Here is a 26,614-nt window from a genome sequence, read left to right as displayed (position 1 = left end):
TTTGATATTCGAGTATCAAGGCTTAAAGAATTTTCTGATAAAGAACTTCTTTTAATAAAGCCCCGCCCTCATAAAATTCTTCTAATTTGGTTGAACTTGTGGCTTCAAAACCCAAGGCATCATAGAATTTGCGTGCTTGAATATTGTCTTCGAATACCCATAGAAGTATTTTCTTATATCCCTGATTTGCGAGTGCAGAAATCGCAGCCATACATAATTGGGTTCCTAATCCCATACGCCAGTAATCGGGATGTAAATAAATCGCACTGATCTCACCCATTGATCTGTCTGCACTAAAATCACGAAAAGGACAAATGCTGGCAAAGCCAACAATTTGATTGTTGATTTCCATGATTAATACTTTAACTTCCTGCTCTATCAAATTGCGCCACTGCAGAGTTCGCTCTTCTAAGGATAAGTTTTGTAATATAATTTCTGGAATAAAATCTCGATACATCTTTTGCCAGGAACAGATATGAATTTGCGCAATGGCTCCAGCATCATCTAATGTAGCTGTTCTGATATTGGGCGTTAAATTTTTAATCATAATAAAAGCCTTAAAGACGTAATTAATTTCTAATAAATTCCTCACGTTCTTTTAAATTCAACATTTAAATAACTTATATAAGTGATATGCTATGTTAGAATGAAAAAATTGTCACTAAAAAGGATTTAGCCATGAATAAAATCAAACAAAAAGAACAAATTATTATGGGGGCAATGATGTTGTTTATCGCGTCAATAGCCACTGCAGGAACTGTAACGAGTGATGTTTCCACCACCGATGGAACTTCAGTAGGAAAAGTCGTTTTTGAGGACAGCAAATACGGTTTACTGATTAAGCCCCAATTGACCGGACTTCCTGCAGGTGCGCGCGGCTTCCACATCCACCAACATCCCGATTGTGGTGATCATGCTAAAAACGCGGGTGCCCATTTAGATCCCGCCAAAACCAATAAACATCTTGGGCCATATGGCACGGGGCATTTAGGTGATTTACCTGTGTTGGTTGTTGATAGTAATGGTGAAGCAAATACTCCTACATTAGCACCTCGTTTAAAAACTAAAGATATTAAGGGACGCGCCATTATGATTCACGCAGGAGGAGATAATTATAGTGATAATCCTACTTTAGGTGGCGGTGGCGACCGTATTGCGTGTGGAAAAATTCCTTCTTAATTAAAAAAGTATACTTTTGCTGCGGATGCAGCAGAGTCTGTATCCGAATGATACTAGAGTCTGTTTAAATAATAATAATAATAAGAGAGATGTTATGCCCGGTTTTTTTTCAAAGTTAGGATCGACTTGGGATCAATATTCTAATTTGCGAAGCAAATACGCTGAGTTAATTCCAATTCCAAATCCATCCTATTTTAAGCCAATTCATGAAAAGAATAACTTTAGAAAAGACTTTACAGAGGACTGTGCTGACTTAATTGTTCGCCCCATTTATTGCCCTATCTGGTTAGGAGTGAATGCATTATTGCTGTTTTTAAAAAGCTTTATTTATCTTGTAGCGAGTTTATTACTCGTTGTACCAGCTTGCTTATGCGCAATTTTTTCACCTAATTCAAATGTCAGCAAGAGTACATGTTCTGCATTTACAACGTGTTTAGCAGAAGCCGTTATAGATGCGACGATGGGTATTGTTGCAAGTTGTGCTGCAGTTGCTGCTATTGTTTTTAATCCCATATATTTGCTTACCCGCGCACTAAGCACTGTTGTTGAACATATAGACGCAGTAACTAAATCATGTTGCTGTGCTTAGAGTGGTCGGTTTTAATTCCTTAGTAAAGTGGAATCCAAATTGAGCCTACCATTTTCGAAAATCAAAAAAGCCCACGTTCCGCGCTTTATGCCTGAGCGATCCCCACAAATTTCCAGCTATTTCTTGGGGATTGCTCAGTAATAAGCCGCGGGAAGTAGGGGAAAAAGAGCTGTTTTTATGTTCAAAATTAGATGCGTTTATTTTTAAGACGGTTTGCTGTATCTACCCATTAATTCAGCCTGCTCAATAATGTGATTTTGCATGGCAGTCTCTATTTCTTTTTTCGTCGCATGCTCTCCTAGATTTAATAAAGTATCTAAAGCATAGAGTTTAAAGAAATAACGATGCGTGCCACTTGCCGGACAAGGTCCACCATAACCTGTTCTGTTCCAACTATTGCGCGCACTGATCGCATTCAACGGGATACTTCCTGTTTTAAGCTCGTGACAATCAGCAGGCAGATTAAATAAAATCCAGTGCACCCACAATCCCATTGGCGCATCAGGATCGTCCATGATTAAAACAAAAGATTGACTGTTTTTAGGTGCATTTTTCCATATTAATGGCGGGGAATGATCGTCACCATTGCAGGTATATTCTTTAGGAATAGGCGCATTATGAGCAAACGCAGGGCTCTCTAGTATCATTGCACACTCCTTGTAATGAGACATTTATTTGCAATTTAGACTATTTTAAAACAAAAATACAGGCGTTTGTTTAGAATTTCCAGGATTATATTTTTAATTTTCCTCTTAAAATCTGCCAAAGCATGACAAAATCGCCCATCAGACTATACAAAGGATAACGAAATGTAGCGGGTTTATTTTTTTCATAAACCCAATGCCCCATCCAGGCAAATCCATAACCAACAACAAGCATCAGAATAAGCCATAAGTAATTCCAAGTGCAAAGGAAAAAAAGAAAACTCAAGCATGCTAAAAAAGTTCCCAAAACATGCAAACGCCGACACATCACTGTTTTATGTTCGCTCAGATAAAAAGGATAAACTCATTAAAGCATGCAAACTTCTTATCATTTTTCATAATGTTATTCTTTTTAAAGAAAGCATCTGGATCCCGCAGATAACCCCGCGAACAAGTCGTGGGGCGGGACATAGGATAGGTTAAGAGCCATGAGCTTAATGGCAGTGTGCTCTATCGAGGTAAAGACGCAACTATAAATAACACCCTACTCCATCATAACCAATTACATGACATGACGTGTAGGCACTTTGATCAAGCCGGTAACTTACAGAACCATAATTGGCAATAATCGCTCCATTTTTAGTTTGCTCTACATGAGGTTTTTGAATGTTTGCTACAGCCTCACACGTGATATGGTTTTGTATCCAAACAGCCCCTTCTGAAATAACACGAGTCTTGTTAGGGGTTAGTGCATTCTTTCCACAGTCTTGAATTGGCAAACGCTCCATTTTGGGCGCGGAAAGGAGGAGATCGTAACCGGCCGCTGCTGCCTTGACTGCATTTTCAGCATCCAAAATTCCATGGCCGCAAGGTTTTTTGCCAACACACGATTTGTTTGCATCATTACTTACTCCAAAATCATGTGTCGTTGTATAGAGTAATTGTTCCACTTGTTCTGGACTAAGTACCTTTTCACTTGCTGCAATAATCAATCCAGCAACACCAGCAACATGGGGGGTAGCCATACTGGTTCCTTGATAAAAATCAAAACCTGATCCATTGTAACCACCCCCGGGATTCACTGTGGATAAAATTCCTCCCCAAGTACCGTAGCGCTTGTCTCCGCCTGGAGCAGCTAAAGTAACGCTTGGTCCATAGTTCGAAAAATAGGACCTTAGCCCCTCAGGCCCAGTAGAGGCAACTTTAATGGTTCCATTACAAATTGCAGGTGCATTAAAATGTTCCCAAACATTATCATTTCCTGCTGCAATAGCGAGTACCGCACCTTTTTTGCGTGCAAAAGAGACTGCTTCTTGTAACGCTTGATCACAATAATCAATTTCTTCCTTCGGTCCCTTGTCCACGCCAAAGCTCATATTCAATATTTTAGCAGGATGAATGTTGGTAGGTACTCCAGGAACATCTCCCCCTACAGACCAATAAATGGCGTTGATGACTGAGCTTTCATAGAACATACCATTAGCGGCAGGAATTTTTAAAGGAAGAATTTTTAAATCTTCACCCATGCCGCTCATAACGTTGCCATAACCCGCAATAGTTCCAGCAACATGAGTACCATGGTAGGATCGGGTTTCATCGATTAAGTTATTATTATTTCCTGCAAAATTCCAACCCCATAGATTACCCGCACTATCTTTTACCAGGTTATTGATCAAACTATCATTTAAAGCAATCCCGGTATCTAAGACTGCAACGACGATTGGCTTTTTAGAAAAACCAGTAGTATAGGCCCAGGCACCATCTCTAACTCCAGGCTTGGATTCCAACATAATCCCTGCAGGGCGGGAAAACTCATCCCACTGACTTTCGTGCGATAATAAATCACCTGTACCCAAAATTTCAGGATCAGGAACGGGTTTAAAATAACTAATTCTGTCTTTGACCGCGTATAAAACTTGGGGATTTTTACGCAAACGTTCCAAAATCAAAGATGAAGCATCCTGATTATCTTCTTTAGCTAAAGTACTGTTTGTTGCGTCTAAAATTAATAAAAAAGCACCATTTGCCATAGGATTCAATTCTTTCACAGGTAGCCGGGTTACCTGTTTTATTTGTGACTTTAAAGAAGAAACACTGGTTATTTGTTCTTTATATTTGATTATGACGCGAACGGTATCTTCATCGGGTGAAGCAAAAGCACCCTGTGCAATTGATAATAGACCTAAACCCAAAATCCCTGATTTAAACATGCAACAATCTCCTTATAAAATAAGTCGCAATTCAGTATGCAATAAGAAACAGGGCAAAACAAGATCAAACTTGTCCCAAAATGTTACTCTCCTATACGTAATGTATTAATCTTAAAAAGCAGCATGTTGAAATTCTTCGCATGAACGATATACTGCATCTATCCCTTTGTTTGTATTAAAAAAAATTTATGATGAACCTGCGATATTTTTTTTATAAAAACGCCACGCGCTGCATACGAAAATTACAATCTTTACTTGGTTTAAAAACTCTTGGTTCTCGGGCCATTATTTTAAATCATAACCATCAGATCCTTCTGGTAAAACACACTTATCAGCCGCATTGGTACCTCCCAGGTGGGGGTGTAAAAAAAGGTGAGTCCGCTAAAGAGGCAATAATACGTGAATTAAAAGAAGAAGTAGGCATCATCCCAACTGAAGAGCCCCAGCTATTTGGGATTTATTTCCATACATATATGGGAGTATATGACTATCCAATCATCTTTATTATTAAAAACTTTACCTCAGCAAAAGCCTATTCTCCTGAAATTGAACAAATGGCTTGGTATGATTACCACAAATTACCGGATATGGTGAGCCCAGGAACAAAACGCAGGCTTGATGAGTATTTTGCTCAAAATACAAAATCAGATAGATGGTAAAATAAAAGCCCGTAGCGTATCACCTGGGTGAACAGTAGGTTGGGGCATTTTGACCCAACATCATTAGAGAATTGAGAGATTGTTTGTTGGGTCAAATGACCCAACCTACGCGTTTATTTGTAAATACGCGAGTTATGTCCCTTAGAATTAATAACGATACTGATCCGATTTATAAGGACCACTGATCGCTACACCTAAATAGTCCGCTTGTTCTTTAGTGAGTTGCGTCAATTTCGCTCCGATGCGCCCCAAATGCAACCGTGCTACTTTTTCATCCAATAATTTGGGAAGAACATACACTTGTCTCTCATACTGAGTCGCATTTTTAAATAATTCGATTTGCGCAAGAATTTGATTGGAAAAAGATGCTGACATGACAAAGCTTGGATGGCCAGTAGCGCAACCTAAATTAACCAACCGCCCTTCAGCTAAAAGAATTAAGCGCTTCCCATCAGGAAAAATTACATGATCGACTTGTGGCTTAATATTCTCCCATTGGTATTTCTTTAAACTCTGTACATCGATTTCAGAATCAAAATGGCCAATGTTGCATAAAATAGCCTGATTACGCATACGCTTCATATGATCATGAGTTACTACATGGTAGTTGCCCGTAGCAGTAACAACAATATCTACCTGCTCGGCAACATCATCTAAAGTCACTACACGATACCCTTCCATTGCAGCCTGAAGTGCACAAATAGGATCAATTTCTGCAATAAGAACAACAGCACCTTGACCACGCAATGCCTGTGCACAACCCTTACCTACATCACCATAGCCTAAAATAAGTGCGACCTTTCCTGCAATCATCACATCTGTAGCTCGTTTTATTCCATCCAATAAAGACTCACGACAACCATACATGTTATCAAACTTGGATTTAGTTACTGAGTCATTCACGTTAATCGCAGGGATTTTTAAATCACCTTTTTTGGCCATTTCATACAAGCGAGCAACACCTGTTGTTGTTTCCTCAGAAACTCCTTTGATTCCAGCTAGTAATTCTGGGAACTTTTGATGAATGATTTGTGTCAAATCGCCACCATCATCCAGCAATAAATTAGGAGTCCAATGATTCGGTCCAGTAAGGGTTTGCTCAACACACCACCAGTACTCTTCTTCAGTTTCACCTTTCCAGGCAAAGACAGGAATGCCCTTAGCAGCTATAGCAGCAGCGGCATGATCCTGAGTGGAAAATATGTTACAAGAAGACCAGCGAACTTCAGCACCCAAAGCAATCAATGTTTCAATCAGCACTGCAGTTTGGATTGTCATGTGCAAGCAACCTGCAATTCGAGCGCCTTTTAACGGCTTTGTTGCAGCAAGTTCTTCACGCAAAGCCATTAAACCTGGCATTTCAGTTTCGGCAATTGCAATTTCCTTGCGTCCCCAAGAAGCCAGCGACATGTCAGCTACTTTATAATCTTCCGTCATTTTGTTCCCTCTTCCTACTTTATTGGCCAATTCCATTAGAGTTTCCTTTAGAAACTGTTGATCATAGCTCCTTATAAAGCTTTACGTAACTCCGTTACTTTATCCAACCGTTCCCATGGGAAATTCTCGCGTCCATAATGGCCATAAGTAGCTGTTGGTCTGTAAATTGGGCGAAGCAAATCATGATATTCAATAATACCTTGAGGTGTTAAGTCAAAGTGAGCATTAATTAATTCAATAATTTCGCTATTCTGCAAACGACCTGTACCAAAAGTTTCAACAAAAATTGAAGTGGGTTCAGCAACACCAATTGCGTAAGAAATTTGTAGCTCACACTTATCAGCGAGTCCTGCAGCAACTATATTTTTTGCAACATGTCGCGCTGCATATGCTGCTGAACGATCTACTTTGGAAGGATCCTTACCTGAGAAACATCCTCCTCCATGCCGCGCCATACCACCATAAGTATCTACGATAATTTTACGACCCGTTAGCCCGCAATCGCCTAAAGGACCACCAATAACAAACCGACCTGTTGGGTTGATATAGTAACGTGTTTTATGAGTTAACCATTCGCCTGGTAATGTTGTTTTAATGATTTCTTCGCGCACCGCCTCGACTAAATCATTGTGTCCGATTTCAGCTGCATGTTGCGTTGAGAAAACAACTGTATCTACTTCAACAGGGATACCCTTTTCATACTTTAAGGTTATTTGACATTTGGCATCAGGCCGCAACCAGGGCAATGCTCCTGATTTACGTAAATGAGCTTGTTTTTCCATCAAACGATGTGCATAGGCAATAGGAGCTGGCATGTAAACATCTGTCTCACGGCTGGCATAACCGAACATTAAACCTTGATCTCCAGCACCAAGAATTCTCGTTTCTTTATTATCTACACCTTGAGCAATATCAGGAGATTGCTTGCCTATAGCAGAAAGTACTGCACAAGACTCCCAATCAAAACCCATCTGCGAACTATTGTAACCTATTTCTTTAACTACTTGTCGCGTTACTGCTTCCACGTCTACCCAAGCTTTAGTGGTAATTTCCCCACCGACTAATACCATACCTGTTTTAACAAATACCTCACAAGCAACACGAGCAGCAGGATCCTGCATTAAAATAGCATCTAGAATTGCATCAGAAATTTGATCTGCTATTTTGTCAGGATGTCCTTCAGAAACCGACTCAGACGTAAAAACGTGACTTTCATTCATTAATTAATCCTCTTAAATATTAGATACCCAAGATACTTCAAAAATACTATTTTTGCACTGATGCTTTTCCCGACCAAGCAAAGCCAAAAAATTCGCAATAGAGCTTGCTATTACTCATCTTTTGGCTTTGCTTGGTCAAAAAAATCATAACGCGCAAAACCTAGTATTTTGAAGTACTTGGGTATATTTCCTATTTCATCAATTGTATAAATTCATTAAATATTATTTCTATATCATGGGGTCCGGGACTGGCTTCCGGATGCCCTTGAAAACCCAATGCTGGTTTTTCCTTATGTCTGATACCCTGTAGGGTATTATCAAATAAAGAACGGTGGGTAACCGAAAGACACTCAGGCAAGCTCTCTTCATCAACCGCAAACCCATGATTTTGACTGGTTATAAAAACGCGTTTTTTCCCTTCAGTTTCAATCACCGGATGATTCGCGCCGTGGTGACCGAATTTCATTTTTTTGGTCATTCCACCGCAAGCTAAAGCTAAAATCTGAAAACCGAGACAAATACCTAATAGAGGAATACCATGGGCTAAAAATTCTTGCGTTGCACGAATAGCATAATCGCAAGCCTGTGGATCTCCTGGGCCATTTGATAAAAATACCCCATTGGGATTCATCGCTAAAACTTCCGCAGCAGAAGTTTTTGCCGGAACTAAAGTTAAATGACACCCTTTATCATGCAAAATACGCAGAATATTGTGCTTTACTCCAAAATCATAAGCAACGACATGAAATTGTTGCGGTTGAGAAGCACTCCCCCATTCGCCTTGACCATCATGCCAACGCTCTATGGTTTTTCTAGAAACTTCCAGAGCCAAATCAACACCCTGCAAACCAGAAAACGATCGCGCTTTTGCCAAAACCCGCTCAGGATTCTCTACATCAGTACTAATGCAAGCACCCAAAGCACCCTGCTCTCGTAAACGTAAGGTCAAATCTCGAGTATCAACTCCAGCAATAGCAACTACCCCATTTTTTTTGAGCCAATCAGGAAGAGAGTGTTCCGCACGATAATTACTATGGATTATTGAAGAGTTACGAAGCACCAAACCCGCAGCCCAAACTTTATTTGACTCCATATCTTCATGCGTACATCCAGTATTTCCCACATGTGCTGTAGTCAAGGTAATGATTTGTCGTGCATAGGAAGGATCGGTGAGCATTTCCTGATAACCGGTTAAAGAAGTATTAAAAACCAACTCTCCGACACAATCGCCTGTTGCTCCGACCGAAATACCCTCATAAACGGTACCATCGGCTAATACTAAAATTGCTGGTTGGTTCATCATGGATCTACTCTGTTAGTTATTCAATGTGTCTTTTCTACGAACTTGTAGCCTGGGTGAGGCGAAGCGTAACCCGGGGAAATGTTCTGATACACTCAAACCGGTTACGCTTCGCCTCACCCAGGCTACAATGATGATGATTACAAATCCCTTGGCCATCAAGTTCAAAAAGTGCACATTTAGATAAATGTGCAATTGTAACTTACTTATTTCAAAATTTCATGTCTTCGAAGAATTTTTTCACACCTGCAAACCAAGAATTGGAGCGTGGAGAGTGTTTTCCTTTAGAATGTTCCAGTGATTCTTGAAATTTAGTTAATAATTCTTTTTGCTCTCGCGATAAATTCACAGGAGTTTCTATTACCACTTTACATAATAAATCCCCTTGGCCATGCCCACGTACAGACTTCATCCCCTTACCTCTTAAACGAAACACTTTACCGGTTTGCGTTTCTTCAGGGATCTTTAAAGTGACGCGTCCTTCAAGGGTTGGCACTTCGATAGCCCCCCCCATAGTCGCAATGATGAAACTTATTGGCACTTCACAATGTAAGTCATTTTCATGACGCTCAAATATAGCATGTTTTTTTATGTTGATTTGCACATAAAGATCACCAGGACCCCCACCATGTGTCCCCGCTTCTCCTTCACCGCTTAAACGAACTCGATCGCCATTATCAACACCCGCAGGAATTTTAACTGTAAGTTTTTTACTTTCACGTACCCGGCCTTGACCATGGCAGTCTGGGCAAGGATCAGAAATAATTTTTCCTTCACCATGACAACTAGGGCAGGTTTGCTGAATAGAGAAAAAACCTTGCTGAATTCTAACTTGTCCCATACCACTACAAGTTTCACACGTTTTTGGCTGGGTTCCTTTTTTGGCACCACTACCACTACAGGTAGAACACGCACCATGTCTAGGAACTGTAATTTGTACTTCTTTACCCTGCGCCGCCTCTTCAAGTGTTAATTGCACATTAAACTGTAAGTCAGCACCACGTTGACCACGAGATTGTCGTCCTGCCCCTCGTCCACCCGAAAAGATATTTTCAAAAATATCCTCAAAGACGTCACCAAAACCGCCGAAGCCACCAAAACCTCCGGGGCCGCCGCGCATGGAAGGATCAACACCTGCATGACCAAATTGATCGTAAGCGGAACGTTTTTGTGGATCGGAAAGAATACTATAAGCGTATTGAATTTCTTTAAATTTTTCTTCTGCAGCAGAATCACCAGGATTACGATCAGGGTGATATTTCATTGCCAATCTGCGATATGCTTTTTTAATTTCAGCATCACTTGCAGTTCGACTTACTTCTAAAAGTTCATAATAATCCCGCTGTTCCATAACTACTCACAATATTAAAAATTAAAATGACCATGTAATGTAGCCTGGGTGCAGCAAAGCGGAACCCGGGTTTCTAGATATGAAATGAACTTCTTAAACCCGGGTTCCGCTTTGCTGCACCCAGGCTACATTAACCTAGGCTACTAAATCACCATGTAACCAATTATTTCTTATCGTCTTTAACTTCCTCAAACTCAGCATCCACAACACCTTCATCCGCTTTAGGTGATTCTTGGGATTGCGCTTGTTCTTGGTGTGCCTGCTCTTGTCCTGCTTGTCCTTCTGATGCTTTTTTAGCATAAACTCGCTCAGCCATTTTTGCAGAAGCATCGCTTAGCACTTTTAATTTGTCTTCGATTTGTGCTTTATCACTACCTTGAACTGCTTCTTTTAATTCGGCAATAGCAGTTTCAATTCCTTTTTTCTCATCTTCATTGAGTTCAGTTGCCAGATCTTTCATCGATTTTTCACAGCTATGAATCAAACTGTCTGCCTGATTGCGCAGCTCTGCCATTTCCTTAAATTTCTTATCTTCATCAGCATGAGATTTAGCATCTTTGACCATTGCTTCCACTTCTTCATCACTCAAACCACTGGATGCTTTAATGACAATTGATTGAGCCTTACCTGTCGCTTTATCTTTAGCAGAAACATTTAAGATACCGTTTGCATCGATATCAAAAGTTACCTCAATTTGTGGTACGCCACGTGGTGCAGGAGGAATATCACCTAAATCGAATCGACCCAAAGATTTATTCGCTGACGCTTGATCTCGCTCACCTTGCAATACATGCACAGTAACCGCTGTTTGATTATCATCTGCGGTAGAGAACACTTGATTGGCTTTAGTGGGGATTGTGGTATTTTTCTCAATGAGTTTGGTCATCACACCACCCATGGTTTCGATACCTAAAGATAAAGGAGTTACGTCCAGTAACAAAATATCTTTCACTTCACCAGATAAAACTGCAGCTTGAATGGCAGCACCTACAGCAACTGCTTCATCAGGGTTAACGTCTTTACGTGGTTCTTTACCAAAAAATTCTTCTACTGTTTTTTGGACTAAAGGCATACGGGTTTGACCGCCCACCAAAATGACTTCATTAATTTGTGATACAGTCAGGCCAGCATCTTTCAATGCGATTTTGCAAGGCTCTACTGTACGCTCAACCAGCTTCTCAACCAAAGACTCAAGTTTGGCGCGAGTCAATTTGATATTTAAGTGTTTTGGCCCAGAAGCATCCGCTGTAATGTAAGGTAAATTAACATCTGTTTGTTGTGCTGAAGAAAGTTCAATTTTTGCTTTTTCAGCAGCATCTTTCAGTCGTTGTAACGCCAATGGATCATTGTGTAAATCGATACCTGCATCTTTTTTGAATTCAGAAGCCAGATATTCAATCAAAGCCAAGTCAAAATCTTCACCACCCAGGAAGGTATCACCATTTGTTGCGAGTACTTCGAATTGATGCTCTCCATCAACTTCTGCAATTTCAATAATTGAGATATCAAAAGTACCGCCACCAAGGTCATACACGGCAATGATTGAATCACCGCGTTTTTTGTCCATACCGTAGGCAAGAGCTGCAGCGGTAGGCTCGTTGATGATACGTTTTACTTCAAGACCTGCAATACGGCCAGCATCTTTGGTTGCCTGACGTTGAGAATCGTTGAAATAAGCAGGTACGGTAATCACCGCTTCTTTCACTTCTTCACCGAGATAATCTTCTGCGGTTTTTTTCATTTTACGTAGTACTTCAGCAGAAATCTGTGGTGGTGCTTTGTCTTGATTTTTCACACGAACCCAAGCATCTCCATTGTCTGCTTTAACAATCTTGTAAGGTACCATCTTGATATCTTTTTGCACAATCGCATCATCAAAACGACGACCAATCAATCGCTTAATTGCAAATAAAGTATTATCCGGGTTAGTTACTGCTTGACGTTTTGCAGATTGTCCAACCAATACTTCACCGTCATCTGTAAAAGCGACGATGGAAGGTGTAGTGCGGTGACCTTCACTGTTTTCAATAACCTTAGGTTTATCACCCTCCATTACAGCAACGCATGAGTTGGTAGTACCTAAGTCGATTCCTATAATTTTAGCCATTCTATTCTTGCTCCAAAGTAATAATTTCTAATGCGATGATTCTTATATGGGGTATAATTTGCCAATTTCAACCCACAAAGAGCACATTTTTATTTTTTTGATACGACAACACGCGCTGGTCTAATCACGCGATCACTCAGTTTGTATCCTTTTTGGAATACTGCTAATACTGTATTGGGTTCTGCATCGGGTGCAACTTGCATCGACATTGCTTCATGAAGCTGTGGATCAAAGGGCGCGCCAGTGGGGTCAATTTGCTGAACCTCGAATTTCTTCAATACATCCATAAAAAGCTTCAGAGTTAATTCTAAACCTTCATGCATTGATGCATCTTCTGCTTTAGCAGCCAGTTGCAGGGCTTGCTCTAGGCTGTCAATTACCGGCAATAAATCAGTAATCAACTTCTCTTTTACACCATAACGAAGAGCATTTTCGATCTCACGCTCAGCACGGCGCCGTACATTATCCAATTCCGCTTGTGCACGGACTGCTTTTTCCCAATTTTCATGAGATTGCTGTTCCGCAAGAGTGAGTTTTTCACTCAATTCTACGTAACTTGGATGATCTAAAGAAGGTTCCAGGTGTTCTATCTCTTCAGGCAAGTCTACAGCGTCCTCAGAATGTTCAACTTTTGGGGATTTTTTAGATTCATGCTCTTCTTTAAATTGATGCCAATTCTTATCTTTTTTACTCATGCAATTACTCCTCTCTACAGCCTAGCCATGTGAACACCAGAGATGGGGGCGCCGGAGAAGATTTCAAGTCCTTAAATTTTTTTATTTATTGTCGCCTAGTGTACTGTAGGAAAATCCAATAGGGTTCCCGCGGAGAAAACGCGGGAAATAGAAACCGTTAGAGTGAGTTGAGGGACTAAATCTTCAAATTTATGAGTGTTCAGGACATCTTATAAATAAAGTGACGCCGACTAAATACAGCATGTAGCCAATCATAAGTGGTACAATAATGCCAAAATTTGCAATATATCCCATAAGCATTACGGAGATACCCATTACGCCAACCCAACTGGCATTAAATACTCCCATAATCCAACCTTGTCTATCCGCTGGAACTTGCACAGAGAATGCTTTCATGGAAAACAGCATTCCTATAGCTACCCCGATACCTGCAAAAATAGCCCATAGGTAATCCAAAATTAGTGAAGAACTTAATTGCGTTAATAAGGTGGCTAATGCAAGCAAAGACCATCCCATAATTACAGCATTTTTGGTGCTGAATTTTTTTTCTACAATGCTACCTAATAGAGCCATGGAAATTGAGGCCCCTACGCCATACATAGACATGTAAATACTAATTTGTCCACTGCTTGCATGAAGCGTTTTCACTAAATAAATCGTCATGTAAGTGTAATAAATAGACCAGCATCCAAAAATACTAATCATAGAAAACAGTAAAATACGTATTTTGGGATGAACAAATGCATCTTTGAAAATATTAATAACACGTGTTAACTGAATAGGTTTGTTATTTGGCTTTGACGTATCATGATAGAAAAAGGATAGGATTAGTAAACTGAGTATCGATAACACGATAACACCAATAAAAGGCGTTTGATTATTAAAAAAAGAACATACTTGACTGTCACTAAAGACCTGTCCGTACGCAGGACCAAAAATAGCACCTAATGTCACGGCCAATATAATCAATCCCGTATTACGTGCTTGATTTTCCGGGGTGCTCATATCTGCTATTGAAGCTTGGGCAATCGCTTGGCTTCCCGCTGTAAAACCAATAAGGGTACGGCCAATCACAACGAGCCAAACATTGCTCATGGCAAAAGCAAATACGGTGAGGAGGTTCCCAATTATCATTCCCATGATGCAAATAAGCAGACCTTTTTTACGTCCATAAGAGTCAGAGAAGTCGCCTAATATGGCTGTTCCAAACATCCAGAAAAAATAAAAAAGTCCCACGATAAGACCATAAATAACTTCTCGGTGATGTAAAGAAAGACTATTAATTAAGCTATGATTGTCAGTTGATAAAATTGTTTTAGTCAAAATCGGAAAAATTAAACTTTGCCCAAAACCATCTAAAAATAAAATCAAAAATAAGGCAAACTTAATTAGAGACTGCTTGGATTGGTTCATTTTAATCATGCTATTCATACTATTTCCATAAAAAAATTAAATGGTTGGGCCAAGACCCAACCTTGTTTTAAATTGCCTTAGAGTAATTAAACTCTATTGAGTTTGCTGTAGCCTTCAAATCGATTCCAGTTTTACTTTTCATCTGTGATAACAAACTATTAAGCTCAGTAATGATTTGATTTACTCCTGGTTGCTCGAGGATAGAAATATGATCACCATCTATTTCATAACTACTGACCGGCAAGTTAGTATATTTTTTCCAACCATTATCAGGAGTATTAATATTGTTAATATGAAAACTATCGAGTTGTTTTGCTTTAAATTGATGAATCTTAATATTTACATCACCACTTTGAATGCTGTAATTGAGTAGCAAAGTCATCAGCTTCCAACGCGCATCACAAATATTCTTGATGATCTCTTCGTTTTCTACAGCAAGCTCCGATAATTTACTTGCAAATTCATCAAACTCAGATTTCATCTGGGAATACATGTAATCTCGGAAAATATCTTCATCATGGCTTTTTTCAGAAAAAGTGGCCCATGAATCAAACATAGCGACAAAGCTTACTTGTTTTCCTAAATTTAATAATTGTCTGCCCATTTCATAAGCAAGAGTTCCTCCTAATGAGGCTCCCATCAATACATACGGACCATCAGATTGAATTTTTTGTATTTCGTAGACATATTTTTCTGCAAGTTTCTTTAAACTATCCGTTTCTATAATCACTTTGTTAGCGATATTAATATTTTGTATGCCGTAATAATTATATGAATTATCCAGTTGTTTAATCATATTGGTATAAAGAATTAATGTTCCGCCAACAGGGTGAATAAAAAATACATTTTTGGATGAATTTGGATTTATTTTTAAAGGAACAACAATTTTTTCCGTTGTGGATACCGTATTGAAGTTACTTAACAAAAACACAGAATTATTTTTCATTATATCTGTAATCGAAGGAAATAAATCAATCGCTTTCAATTTGCTCACTAGCTGTACAACACTTAATGAGGATCCACCGAGATCGAAGAAATTATCATGCTTAGAAAATTGCTCGACACCCAGAATTTCATGGAATATTTGCGCCACTTTTTCTTCCAATCCCGTTATGTCCGTATCAGTTAGAAGTTGTCTTTTATTCTCATGCACTAGGGCAATGGAATTTTTATTTTTCCTGTATTTACCAAATATTTTCTTTTTCAAATTTTGGATATCAAATTTAGAAACAGCAACCTGATGATGCTCGGTTTGGTTCATAAGTGTATAAAATACCTCCGCACCTTGTTTACTGTTTAATGCATTTAGTTGTTCCAAAGATTGAGAGGATTTATTTAAGGTATTAAACTTATGTGCCATCCCCACATCAGACCAAGCAGGCCAGTTTATAGAGAGAAAATGTTCTACAATAGGATGGAACATGGAGCCACTCAAAATATCGAGATAACTGTTTGCCGCGCAATATTCAATCGTCCCAACCGTTCCCATAAAGCTAGTGATTGAGGAAGTCATAATAAAATATTTAAGCTTTTCATTTTTTAGCGCATTAAATAAATTCTCTGTACCAAAAACTTTAGCGGAGAGTACCGAAGATAACTGGTCTAGCGACTTATCGACTAAGCCCAATGGCTCAACACCAGCAGCATGAATTATGCCGCTGAGCGTTCCATATTTTTGTTTAATACGCTCGATTAATCTGAGTGTATCAAGAGGTTCTGCGATATCAATGCAATCAATATCAACCTGTGAACCATTGTCTTGAATCTGTTTTATAGTGGATTTCTGGAATTTATATAAATCCGATTGTTCTTTTTCAGGCACGTCAACAACAAAAGGTTTCCTGCTGGTCAACACAAAAGTTACTTGATGCTTTTTAGCTATTTCATTAGCGATAGATAATGCAATGCCACCTAAGCCACCGGTGATGAGAATCACTTCATTATCCTGTATCAGGGTTTGATTGTGAATGGGGGTTGAAATCAATTCAATATCTTCACGCCATAATGCATTCATTTTTAACGCATAGCTTGGCTCAGCTTCATAATGATCGTCCTGCTGGGCAAATTGGATTAAATAATCTGGATTAATTGAGGTCTTAAACCCAAGATCCAAGCACAGTGTTTGTACTTGAGGAAGTTCATGCGGAATAGCTCTTACGGCACCGAGTACAGTTCCTTTCTCCGGATGAATAATATCTTCACCAGTTATTTGGCCAATACCATTAGTCAATACAGAGAGTTTTAGTGGATGATTATAGTGATTTAACAAATATTTTTGTAATAAAAACAAACTATAAAAACCATAAAATATTTTTGACTCTGTAAACTCATTAACGTATGAAACATGGTCATTCGTCACGGTCCAGGCATGAATAATTAATGTAGGTTTATAATGATGTTCATTTAAATATGAAAATAATTTTGCATAACTTTGTTCTGAAAATGGATTGATTTGAACGTGATCATGACTGATGACAAAAGACTGAATGCTTTTATTTATTTTTACAACAAGATGTTTTTGTTGCAGCTCTTTTAAACGTAGCGCGAGCTTATCTGACAAACCCGTATCATCAGCAAAGATTAACCAAGTATCTTGCGATGAGCTGATGAGCTCATGATGTTTGGGAATCGATGACAAACGTTTCCATGTTGGCTTATAAAACCATTTGGATTTTGGATTCATGACAACATCTCTATTTGCATGTCCTGAAGTTGTAGATTTATTAATCCAACAGGTTTGCTTTTCAAATTGATATGAGGGTAATAAGGTCAACTTGCCAAATTGATTTTTTGAAATCGCTTTAAAATTCAATGGATAATTATAACTCCACAATTTTCCAACAGCGTGAAAAATCTGCAGGTCCTCTTTATCTGAAGGTAATTCTTTGTAAATTTTAGCAGGCAAAAGGGTATGAATTGCTAATAGGTTTTTATCATTTTGATCTTTGTGTTGTTTGACAAAGGTTGACAAGGTGTTGCCAGGGCCTATTTCACAATAAAGCGCATGGGGATATTTCTGCATTAACGTGTTAACACCTTCTGAAAAGAGCACTGGATTTCTGATGTGCTCACCCCAATAATTTGGCGATGTTGCTTGTATGTCCGTGATGAACTGTCCCGTTGTATTTGAAATAAAAGGAGCACTGGGAGGATTTAAGATTATATCGGCTAAAAATTGAGTAAATGCATGAGCCGCATCCTCCATCATTGCCGAGTGAAACGCATGAGATGTGCGCAGAAGGCTACAAGGAATGGCTTGTTTCTCTAATTGTTTTTTGAGTTGATGAATCTCTGCAGTAGCCCCCGAGACAACACAATATTCAGGTGAATTAACTACTGCAATTTCAGTAGTTGCGGTTAAGTAAGCGCTCACCTCTGATGCCGGCTTTTGAATGGCAAGCATAGCCCCGGATGGCATTGACTGCATGAGTTTACCACGCATTGCAACAATTTTTAGAGCATCTTCTAGACTAAATACATTCGCTAAAGTGGCAGCAACATACTCACCCAAACTATGTCCAATATAAGCATCCGATTTTACTCCCCAAGATTCAAATAACTTAGCTAACGCGTAAGATACGACAAATAAAAGAGGTTGCGCATATTGGGTTTGATTAATCGCTTGGTTATTTTCAGAAAATAATAAAGCTTTAAAATCTATAGAATTATCGCTTGAGAGTATATTGCAGCAGTAATCAATACAGTTCCTAAAAATTTCTTCATTTTTATACAAAAATGAACTCATTCCGGAATATTGAGAGCCTTGACCAGAAAACATAAATATTAACTTATGTTCGGCATGTTGCATTTCTTTAGTTAGATGTGAAGGTGTGCCTAATTGATGAAGTTGTTGAATGGCATCTTCAATTGTTTTACAAACAATATAATTTCTATGAGAATAAAACTCTCTTTTTTCTTGTAACGTATAAGCAATATCTGCTAATGAATGATTAGGCAGCTGGGGTAAATAATCAGCCAACTTTTTTTGATATTGTCCTAATGAATTTTTTGTTTTTGCTGATAAAGGTAAAATAAAAACATTGTCGTCAACTAATTGATTTATTTGGTCCATACATATCCCCGTCTTACAAACTCTCTGAATATTCTTGTAAAATAACATGTGCATTAGTCCCACCGATTCCAAAAGAACTTATGGCAGCTCGTCTCGGATGGTTTTTTTGCGTCCAAGGTTGTTTATCCGTAACAATTTTGAAACACTCTTCGTCCATGTTGATTTCATCATTCAGTGCGTTAAAGTTGATCTGCGGCGGAATGATCTTATGTTCCAACATCTTACAAACTTTAATCACTCCTGCGACACCAGCCGCAGAATCTGAATGACCAATGTTTGCTTTTACTGATCCCAAAATACAATCAATCTGTTTATCATTAGGAAGATTGGCCTCAAACGCATCGTTCAATGCGGCTATTTCAATTGGATCCCCTAACTTGGTTCCTGTTCCGTGACACTCAACGTAACTAATAGTGTCTGCAGTCAGCCCCCCTTGCCTTTGCGCGGCTAAAATACATTCCGTTTGGCCAACAATACTTGGTGCTGTATAACCTACTTTACGTTGACCATCATTATTTATGGCGTATCCTTTAATGGTCGCAATAATAAGATCACCATCACGTCGTGCATCGCTCAATCGTTTTAGAAGCAACACACCAATTCCCGAACCTCCCGTTGTTCCTGAAGCTTCTTGATCAAATGGACGGCAATGTCCATCTTTTGAAAAGATCATGCCCTCCTCGTAAATATGTCCATGTTGTTCGGTTGATAGAAAACTCACTCCTCCCGCCAAAGCAAGATCACATTTACCGGAAGCTAATTTCTCACATGCTTCTACAATGGAGACTAGTGACGTAGAACATGCGGTACTAATGTTCATGGCGGGCCCAGTTAAACCTAATAAATAACTGGTTCGGGTTGCTAAATAGCTATTTCCTTGCATGCTATTTGCTTCCCATAGATTAATATCTTCAGAATTCAAAATATTCTTATTCATGTAATAACTTGGACTAGCGCCACAAAAGACACCGATGTTGTGTTGTTTTCTGATTTTAATGTAGCCAGCTGTTTCCAAAACAGTCCAACTGTGTTCTAAAAATTTACGAATTTGAGGATCAAGGATGCCTGATTCTTTAGGTGATAATCCCCAGAAAGATGGATCAAATTTATCAATATCAGCAACATGCCCTGCAGCGGGAATATAATGTTCATGGTTATAAATTGCTGGATCAATGCCCATTTCCTCACATTGCTCCATAGAGAGAAACTCGATACACTCCTTGCCGGAGACAATATTCTCCCAATATTCTTCAACCGAATTTGAACCTGAAAAAGCACCTGAGATGCCAATAATCGCAATTTCTTCTGTTTCATCAGAATTTTTTACGAAGGAATTATAGATAGGTGGAATGGTTTTGCTATTTCCTAACAAATAATCACAATAAGAGCGAATAGTAGGATATTTAAATAAAGTTGCCATAGATGTTTCCGCTAAGGCAAGTTTTTCTTCTAACTTCACTTTAAGATGAATCATTTTTAAGGAGTGCCCACCCACATCAAAAAAATTATCATCTAAGCTAATATCATCATGTGCCAGTACTTCTTGCCAAAGAGATAGAACATCTTTTTGTAATTGATTTGCATTTTCTATCTGAGGTTCTGATTTCCTCTGTTCTAATGGAAGCGTTGCAAGTTTTTTTAAATCGAGCTTGCCATTGACGGTTAACGGCATGTTGGTCATTCGTTTCCAATAAGTTGGAATCATATAGTCTGGTAAATGCTCTTTAAGTTTTTGTTTTAAAAAACGATCATTTACATCAGAGTCAGTGCTTGTGTAGTAACAAACCAACTCTTTTGCTCCATTAACCTCATTGGCTAAGACACAAGATTGGATAATGCCATCCAGCTTGGAGATCCCATTTTCGACCTCCCCTAACTCAATTCGAAATCCACGAATCTTAACTTGGGAATCATTACGGCCAATATATTCAATATGACCATCGGGCAATATTCGTGCTAAATCTCCCGTTTTATAAAGTCGGCCAGCACCAAAGGGATTGTTAATGAAACGCTCTGCTGTCAAATCAGGTCTATTGAAATAACCTCTTGCCAGGCCCACCCCACCGATATAAAGCTCAGCAATAACCCCTGTAGGTACAGGACTTAATTCTTTATCTAGAATGTAGGCTTGAAGATTTTGCAAAGGCTTACCAATCTCATTAATATTTCTTTGTTCAACTTGTTTTCCTGTTGCATAAATGGTGGTTTCAGTTGGCCCATAATAATTAAATAAAGGATGCTTCGTAAGCCAATACAAACCCACATTTTTTTCACAAGGTTCTCCTGCAAAAATAATACACTTCACTGAGGGATAATCGATTTTAGGCAATACGCTGAGTATGGCTGGCGGCAGATAAACAAAACTCAATTGTTTTTGGTTAATGTATTCAGCCAGTAATTCAGGTGAACGTTTAACCTCCTCACTAAACAGATGCAGTTCTCCGCCACGTAACAAACTAGAAAATATTTCAGATACAGAAACATCAAAAACAAAAGAGGTAAAGCAACTAATTTTTTTGTTTTGATTATCGATTGGATAAATATTTTGTAAACCACTAATCGTGTTAACTACGGAATTATGTTCAACCATAACCCCTTTAGGATTACCAGTGGTTCCAGAAGTGTATATCACATAAGCGAGATCAGAATTGCTGCTCTTCATGTCCAAATTAGAGCCATCATTCTTGTCATAGATTTTTTTATCAAGCTCAATTAGCGAAATAAAATGGTCAGATAAAACCTCTTGTAAATGACTCTGTGTTAGGATTAAGGGTGCATTTATATCATTTAAGATAAACTGAATTCGCTCCTTGGGATACACAGGATCGATGGGAACATATGCTGCGCCCGCTTTTAAAATACCTAAAATGCCGATAATCATATCAAGACTTCTATCGACACATATAGGAATCAATGTATCTGCCTTAACGGAAGTCTGAGTACAATTTTGATATATTTCTTGAACGTAACGTGCCAGCTTATTGGATTGTTCATTCAGATATTGATAGCTCAGCATCTGCTCATTAAAAACAAGAGCAATGTTATTCGGCGTTTTAGCAACCTGTTCTTCAAATAATTGATGAAGCGATTTACCTTTCTGATAAAACCCTTCTGTTTGATTCAGATCGTAAACCAAATGTTGATACTCTTCCTCCATGAGGTTTACTAATTTTTCTTTCCCTGCACTAATTTGGCTTAGATAGTAATGAAGATAATGGACTAATTTTTCTACGGTTTGCCTATCTACAAAATGAGCACTTCCTGTTATCGAAAATTCGAATTGATCATTTTGCCGTAGGACATTTAGAAATAACGGAATATTGGTTTTTTCAAAACGATCCGTAAATTGCAGACTACCATCACTATAATTATTTTCAGCAACGTGAAAATGAATATAATTAAATGCACATTGGTACACATCGTCTTGCAAGCCAAGATCAGCTTTTATTTTACCGTAAGGGTAGATTTTATATTGATATAATTTAATTTTTTCATCGTAATTTTTTTTAATTAGTTGATAAATATTATTTTTATCAACTTTTACTCTGAAAGGAATGGTATTTAAAAACAAACCAAATAATTGATCACCGCTGGTTTTTTCAAGCCTATTGTTTACTACGAGACCAATAATTAAATCGTCATTATTAAAGAACGTTGACAATAAAAACTGATAGGCGCTTAGGAATAAAATATCTACAGAGATGCTTAGCTCGTGTGCTAAAGCAACTAACTGAGCAGAGCTCTCCTTGCTTAAAATGTCTGTGGTTGTATATACATCGTGCAGCAATTCGGCTTCTTTATTGAAGCGTAAATCACGCTTAACATATTGATAATCATTTAAATAACTATACCAAAATTGTTGAATTTCTTGATTTTCAATACCTGCTTTTTCTTGAGCAACAAATTCCCCATAAAAAGGTAAAGTGCTCTCTACTTTAAGCGAGTTTTCATGAACATATAAATCAACAAACTCTGAGATAAGCGATGCAATGCTCCAACCATCTCCTATGACATGATGAAAAGAAAAGATTAAGTTAAATTGAGTACTTTCTTGATGAGCAATTAGAAATCGAAATAATCCTGGTTCAGAATAGTTAAATTTTTCAAGTTTTTCATCGTTTAAAATGGCTTCAATTGAACGCGTGTCTTCTAAAACAAAACATTTGTCACTCGATCCATTTTTATATTGCAGTGCGATGTATCCATTATTTGAATCCACAGCAAAAGACGTTCTCAGCATGGCATGCTTTGTAATCAATTGATCCCATACTGATAAGAACAGTTTTTTATTAAATGGTTTTTGGATGGTATAACAAAATACATCGTGATAACTTCCATCATCAGTTAACTCACCTTCCAGGAGCATTCCTGCTTGCAAATAACATACGGGATACATATCCTCTAATTGCGCCATATCCGCATCATTTCGTTGCTTCAATTTATCCGAAGAAATCAAGCTAAACGGTTGGTAAGATGCATTTTCCTTTATATTTTGCTTCGAGATAATCGGTACAATATGTTCAATCGTATTATGCTGAAAAATATCTCGAACTGAAATATTAAAGCCTAATTGCTTCATTTCAGAAACAATACGGATACTTAAAATAGAATCACCACCTAATTGGAAAAAATTATCTCTAATTCCTATTTTTTCGATTTTAAATACATCCTGCCAGATACTACATAATTGTTCTTCCAAAGGAGTTCGAGGCGGAACATAATTTTCTTCAGCAGACGTAAACATCGGTTCAGGCAATGCTTTTCTATCCAGTTTTCCATTATTTGATAATGGGAATCGATCCATATGGATAAAAACGCTCGGTATCATGTACTCAGGTAAAAATTGAGATAAATGCTGACGTAAATTATCTTCATCAATCGGGGTTGCTGAAAGATAATAGGCTGCTAAGTATTTATCATTTTGGGTGCCTTTATTTCTATCTTTTACTAGAATAACGGATTGTTTGACCTCGTTATATTTGCAGAGCGTGCTTTCAATTTCACCAAGCTCAATTCTCAGTGCCCGCAGTTTTATTTGGGAATCATTACGGCCTAAATATTCGATATTACCATCCGGCATCCACCGTACAAGGTCACCTGTTTTATACATTCGATTATAGCCAGGTGCATCAAGATCTTTCGCAAAAGGATTTGCAATAAAACGCTCTTCTGTCAGCTCAGGTCTATTTAAATATCCGCGAGCCAAACCAATACCACTAATATATAATTCCCCGACAACCCCATTGGGCACAGGAGTAAATGATTTATCAAGAATATAAGTTTTTATATTTTGAATTGGTTTTCCAATTGGAATTTTGTCTTGAGAATTCAGACATGCATAATAAGTTACATCAACTGAAGCTTCGGTAGGACCATATAAATTGTGTAACACCACTTTTACTTCAGGATTTATTTTTTTAGCACTCTCAAATTTATTAACTTGATCAACAGTAAGGGCTTCGCCGCTACAGAAAATATATTTTAAATTAGATGAAAGGGCCTGCTTAGATAAAAATAGAGACTCTAGGTAAATATCTAACATCGAAGGCACAAAATGCATAATAGAAATACGTTCTTTCTCTATTATGCGACTTAAATAATCACTATCTTTATGACTCTCTGGTTGAGCAAATACAATAGTTCCACCATACCAATTAGCCCAGAATAATTCCCAGACAGAAACATCAAAGGTATAAGGAGTTTTTTGCAACACAACATCGGTTGTATTTAATAAATATTCATTTTGCATCCACTCAATACGGTTCACGATCCCTGTATGATTCAACATAGCACCTTTAGGCTTGCCTGTGGTACCGGAGGTGTAAATCACGTAGGCAAGATTTTGGCTTGTCATGATTGTATTGGGATTGGTGCTTGGTGAGGATAAAAGCGATGAACGAGTTTTTTCACTATCAACTGGCAAAATAGAACATATGTGATTCATTGATGCAGTCAGGTTCACGAGTCGTTGTTCGAATTTTTCATTAGTCAGTATTAACTGAGCACAAGTATCTTCAAATAAGTATTGAAGGCGCTCTTCAGGAAAACTAGGCTCCATGGGCACATAGGCGCCTCCTGCTTTTAATACCGCAAGAATAGCAATGAGCATGTGCTCGCTTCGTTCCAAGCATAAAGCAACTAAAGTATCAGGGACGATGTGGTAAACCTCTTTGAGGTAATTTGCTAAGCAGTTAGCTCGCTCATTGAGTTGTTGATAAGTCAGTGCTACTTCTTCATAGATTACAGCGATATTATTTGGTGTACGAATAACTTGCTCTTCGAATAATTGATGAATCGTTTTATCTTTAGAATATATAGAATCGGTTTGATTATTAGAATGAACAACATGGTTGTATTCTTCTTGTGATAAAAGATTGGTATTTGCGATAGGGATTGATTCATAGTTGTCTATTAAGGACATCAAACAATTTTCTATATGAAAACCGATGTTATTTACAAGAGTAGGACTAAGGACATGGTCGAGCATTCGAAACTGTAAAAATAAATCCTGTCCATTATCATCAAAATATAGAACAAGCTCTGAACCACTCATTGGATAGACTACTTCCTCTTGTTCAATCAGAGTACCGAGTGAGGGGCCTTGATATCGTGTGGAAATCATTGAGATTGAAACATTTACTTGAGAAATATCCAATGATCTACGTAATGACATCGGGCTAATTAAATACGCCTTTGAGTCACGCATAAGATTAATATTTTGCCTCACTAAATCGAGTGTGGATTTAAATGTTTCTTCTCTTATCGTATAAGCAGCATATAACGTATTGACGAAGCAGCCTTTTATCTCTTTGAAGGGTGCTTTTCGCGTATTAAATGGGTAGCTAATGATAATTTCATCTTGATTGGTGTACTTTGCAAGTAATGTCGCCCATGCTGATTTAAGAATGTTGAAAATTGAAAAACCGGTTTCCCTACTGAATTTTTTAAGCTTTTGGTAGGATTGCTCATCTAAAATAAATGACTTAGTAATTGATTTTTGTGATGTTGGTGCATGATAAGGCAATGTAAGCGATAAGGGATGCTTCATTAATGTATCTAATACGGGTTGAATATCCGCTTTGTTTATTTGTTCTCTTTCCCAATTTAAATAGTGTTCTAACTGAACTATATCGGCTTTATCTGAGGCATTAAAGGATTTGGGATTAATGTAATTTGACTCAATTTCTTTTACTATCACATCAAATTGTGTTCCATCTAAAATAATGTGGTGGAAATTAAGCAAAAGGGAATAAGTAGCATTAAACTGATTTTCAACAATAACAAAACGATATAATGGATCTGACTCAAGATTAAATGGACGAACGATTGCTTCGTGTAAATATTTTTGGGATTCTTCTGGTGTGTGAGCTTGACATACAATGAGGTTAGCGCTTATATTTTGGTGAATAATTTGCTTTAAATCGTTTCCATCATAGATAAAATTACTTCTTAGGTTATAATTAGAATTCACAGTCAGTTGCAATGCATTCTTAACTCGCTGGATATCAAAATTATTGGAATAGTGATAGATGTTATAAAGATGATACCTATATTGCTCTTCATCGCTTAATCTTTGTGTTTCAAACCAAAATATCTTAGAAAATTCACTTGCTAGTATTTCCTTAGTCATAATTCATACTCTAATTAGTTGATGAGTAACCATTAGCGAGCTTTTAGTGGTGTAGGAAGCACGTTAATTTTTCTTTTTTTTTTTGCTTCCTGCAGGATACTTATGTGA

At 38.0% G+C, this 26,614-nt stretch carries 16 protein-coding genes; 3 read left to right on the top strand and 13 right to left on the bottom strand.

The genetic code is table 11. The features are described from left to right. Positions 1–22: 22 nt before the first annotated feature. Complete coding sequence (locus tag Lani_RS13990) at positions 23–547, bottom strand: GNAT family N-acetyltransferase (RefSeq protein ID WP_019234348.1); 525 nt, start codon at positions 545–547, stop codon at positions 23–25. A 131-nt stretch (positions 548–678) separates the two neighbouring features. Here Lani_RS13990 and Lani_RS13985 point away from each other — a divergent pair, with 131 nt between their 5' ends. After that, positions 679–1,179, top strand: coding sequence for a superoxide dismutase family protein (locus tag Lani_RS13985; RefSeq protein WP_019234347.1), 501 nt, complete (start codon positions 679–681; stop codon positions 1,177–1,179). 94 nt (positions 1,180–1,273) lie between these two features. Then, positions 1,274–1,768, top strand: a complete 495-nt coding sequence (locus Lani_RS13980) for a hypothetical protein (RefSeq protein WP_019234346.1) — start codon at positions 1,274–1,276, stop codon at positions 1,766–1,768. Positions 1,769–1,971: 203 nt separating this feature from the next. On the opposite strand, the gene Lani_RS13975 is transcribed toward Lani_RS13980, so the two are convergent. From Lani_RS13975 to Lani_RS13965, 3 genes are all read right to left on the bottom strand, one after another. Then, entirely contained in the window at positions 1,972–2,415 is a 444-nt protein-coding gene (locus tag Lani_RS13975) for a YbhB/YbcL family Raf kinase inhibitor-like protein (RefSeq protein WP_019234345.1), read from the bottom strand. A gap of 85 nt (positions 2,416–2,500) precedes the next feature. Then, the gene (locus tag Lani_RS13970) at positions 2,501–2,740 is read right to left on the bottom strand and encodes an Mpo1-like protein (protein ID WP_085956455.1); all 240 of its coding nucleotides are present in this window, start codon (positions 2,738–2,740) and stop codon (positions 2,501–2,503) included. A gap of 202 nt (positions 2,741–2,942) precedes the next feature. After that, positions 2,943–4,622: a S8 family serine peptidase gene (locus tag Lani_RS13965; RefSeq protein WP_019234342.1), complete on the bottom strand. Its 1,680-nt coding sequence runs from the start codon at positions 4,620–4,622 to the stop codon at positions 2,943–2,945. A 188-nt stretch (positions 4,623–4,810) separates the two neighbouring features. On the opposite strand from Lani_RS13965, the gene Lani_RS13960 reads away from it, so the two are divergent. Beyond that, entirely contained in the window at positions 4,811–5,281 is a 471-nt protein-coding gene (locus Lani_RS13960) for an NUDIX domain-containing protein (RefSeq protein ID WP_223499485.1), read from the top strand. A gap of 147 nt (positions 5,282–5,428) precedes the next feature. Here the strand turns inward: Lani_RS13960 and ahcY are convergent, their stop codons facing one another. The 9 genes from ahcY to Lani_RS13915 all read right to left on the bottom strand — a co-directional run bounded on the left by ahcY (position 5,429) and on the right by Lani_RS13915 (position 26,506). Continuing rightward, positions 5,429–6,754: an adenosylhomocysteinase gene (ahcY, locus tag Lani_RS13955; protein WP_019234340.1), complete on the bottom strand. Its 1,326-nt coding sequence runs from the start codon at positions 6,752–6,754 to the stop codon at positions 5,429–5,431. A gap of 35 nt (positions 6,755–6,789) precedes the next feature. Beyond that, positions 6,790–7,938 carry a methionine adenosyltransferase gene (gene metK, locus Lani_RS13950; protein WP_019234339.1) on the bottom strand — a complete coding sequence of 383 codons (1,149 nt, stop codon included), beginning with the start codon at positions 7,936–7,938 and terminating at the stop codon, positions 6,790–6,792. Between the two features lie 190 nt (positions 7,939–8,128). Beyond that, positions 8,129–9,241, bottom strand: coding sequence for a glutamine-hydrolyzing carbamoyl-phosphate synthase small subunit (gene carA / locus Lani_RS13945; RefSeq protein WP_019234338.1), 1,113 nt, complete (start codon positions 9,239–9,241; stop codon positions 8,129–8,131). Between the two features lie 208 nt (positions 9,242–9,449). Continuing rightward, positions 9,450–10,589, bottom strand: a complete 1,140-nt coding sequence (gene dnaJ / locus Lani_RS13940) for a molecular chaperone DnaJ (RefSeq protein WP_019234337.1) — start codon at positions 10,587–10,589, stop codon at positions 9,450–9,452. Between the two features lie 163 nt (positions 10,590–10,752). Further along, positions 10,753–12,696, bottom strand: a complete 1,944-nt coding sequence (gene dnaK / locus Lani_RS13935) for a molecular chaperone DnaK (protein WP_019234336.1) — start codon at positions 12,694–12,696, stop codon at positions 10,753–10,755. Between the two features lie 89 nt (positions 12,697–12,785). Next, positions 12,786–13,391, bottom strand: coding sequence for a nucleotide exchange factor GrpE (gene grpE, locus Lani_RS13930; RefSeq protein WP_019234335.1), 606 nt, complete (start codon positions 13,389–13,391; stop codon positions 12,786–12,788). Positions 13,392–13,580: 189 nt separating this feature from the next. Beyond that, a complete protein-coding gene (locus Lani_RS13925; protein ID WP_019234334.1) occupies positions 13,581–14,822 on the bottom strand; it encodes an MFS transporter in 1,242 nt (413 codons plus the stop codon). Between the two features lie 49 nt (positions 14,823–14,871). Further along, a complete protein-coding gene (locus Lani_RS13920; protein WP_019234333.1) occupies positions 14,872–18,876 on the bottom strand; it encodes an SDR family NAD(P)-dependent oxidoreductase in 4,005 nt (1,334 codons plus the stop codon). 13 nt (positions 18,877–18,889) lie between these two features. Then, positions 18,890–26,506 carry a non-ribosomal peptide synthetase gene (locus tag Lani_RS13915; RefSeq protein WP_019234332.1) on the bottom strand — a complete coding sequence of 2,539 codons (7,617 nt, stop codon included), beginning with the start codon at positions 26,504–26,506 and terminating at the stop codon, positions 18,890–18,892. Between the last annotated feature and the right edge of the window lie 108 nt (positions 26,507–26,614).

The sequence above is a fragment of the Legionella anisa genome, from assembly GCF_001467525.1.
In the GTDB taxonomy this organism is placed as follows: domain Bacteria; phylum Pseudomonadota; class Gammaproteobacteria; order Legionellales; family Legionellaceae; genus Legionella; species Legionella anisa.
This window is presented reverse-complemented; position numbering and strand designations above follow the sequence as displayed.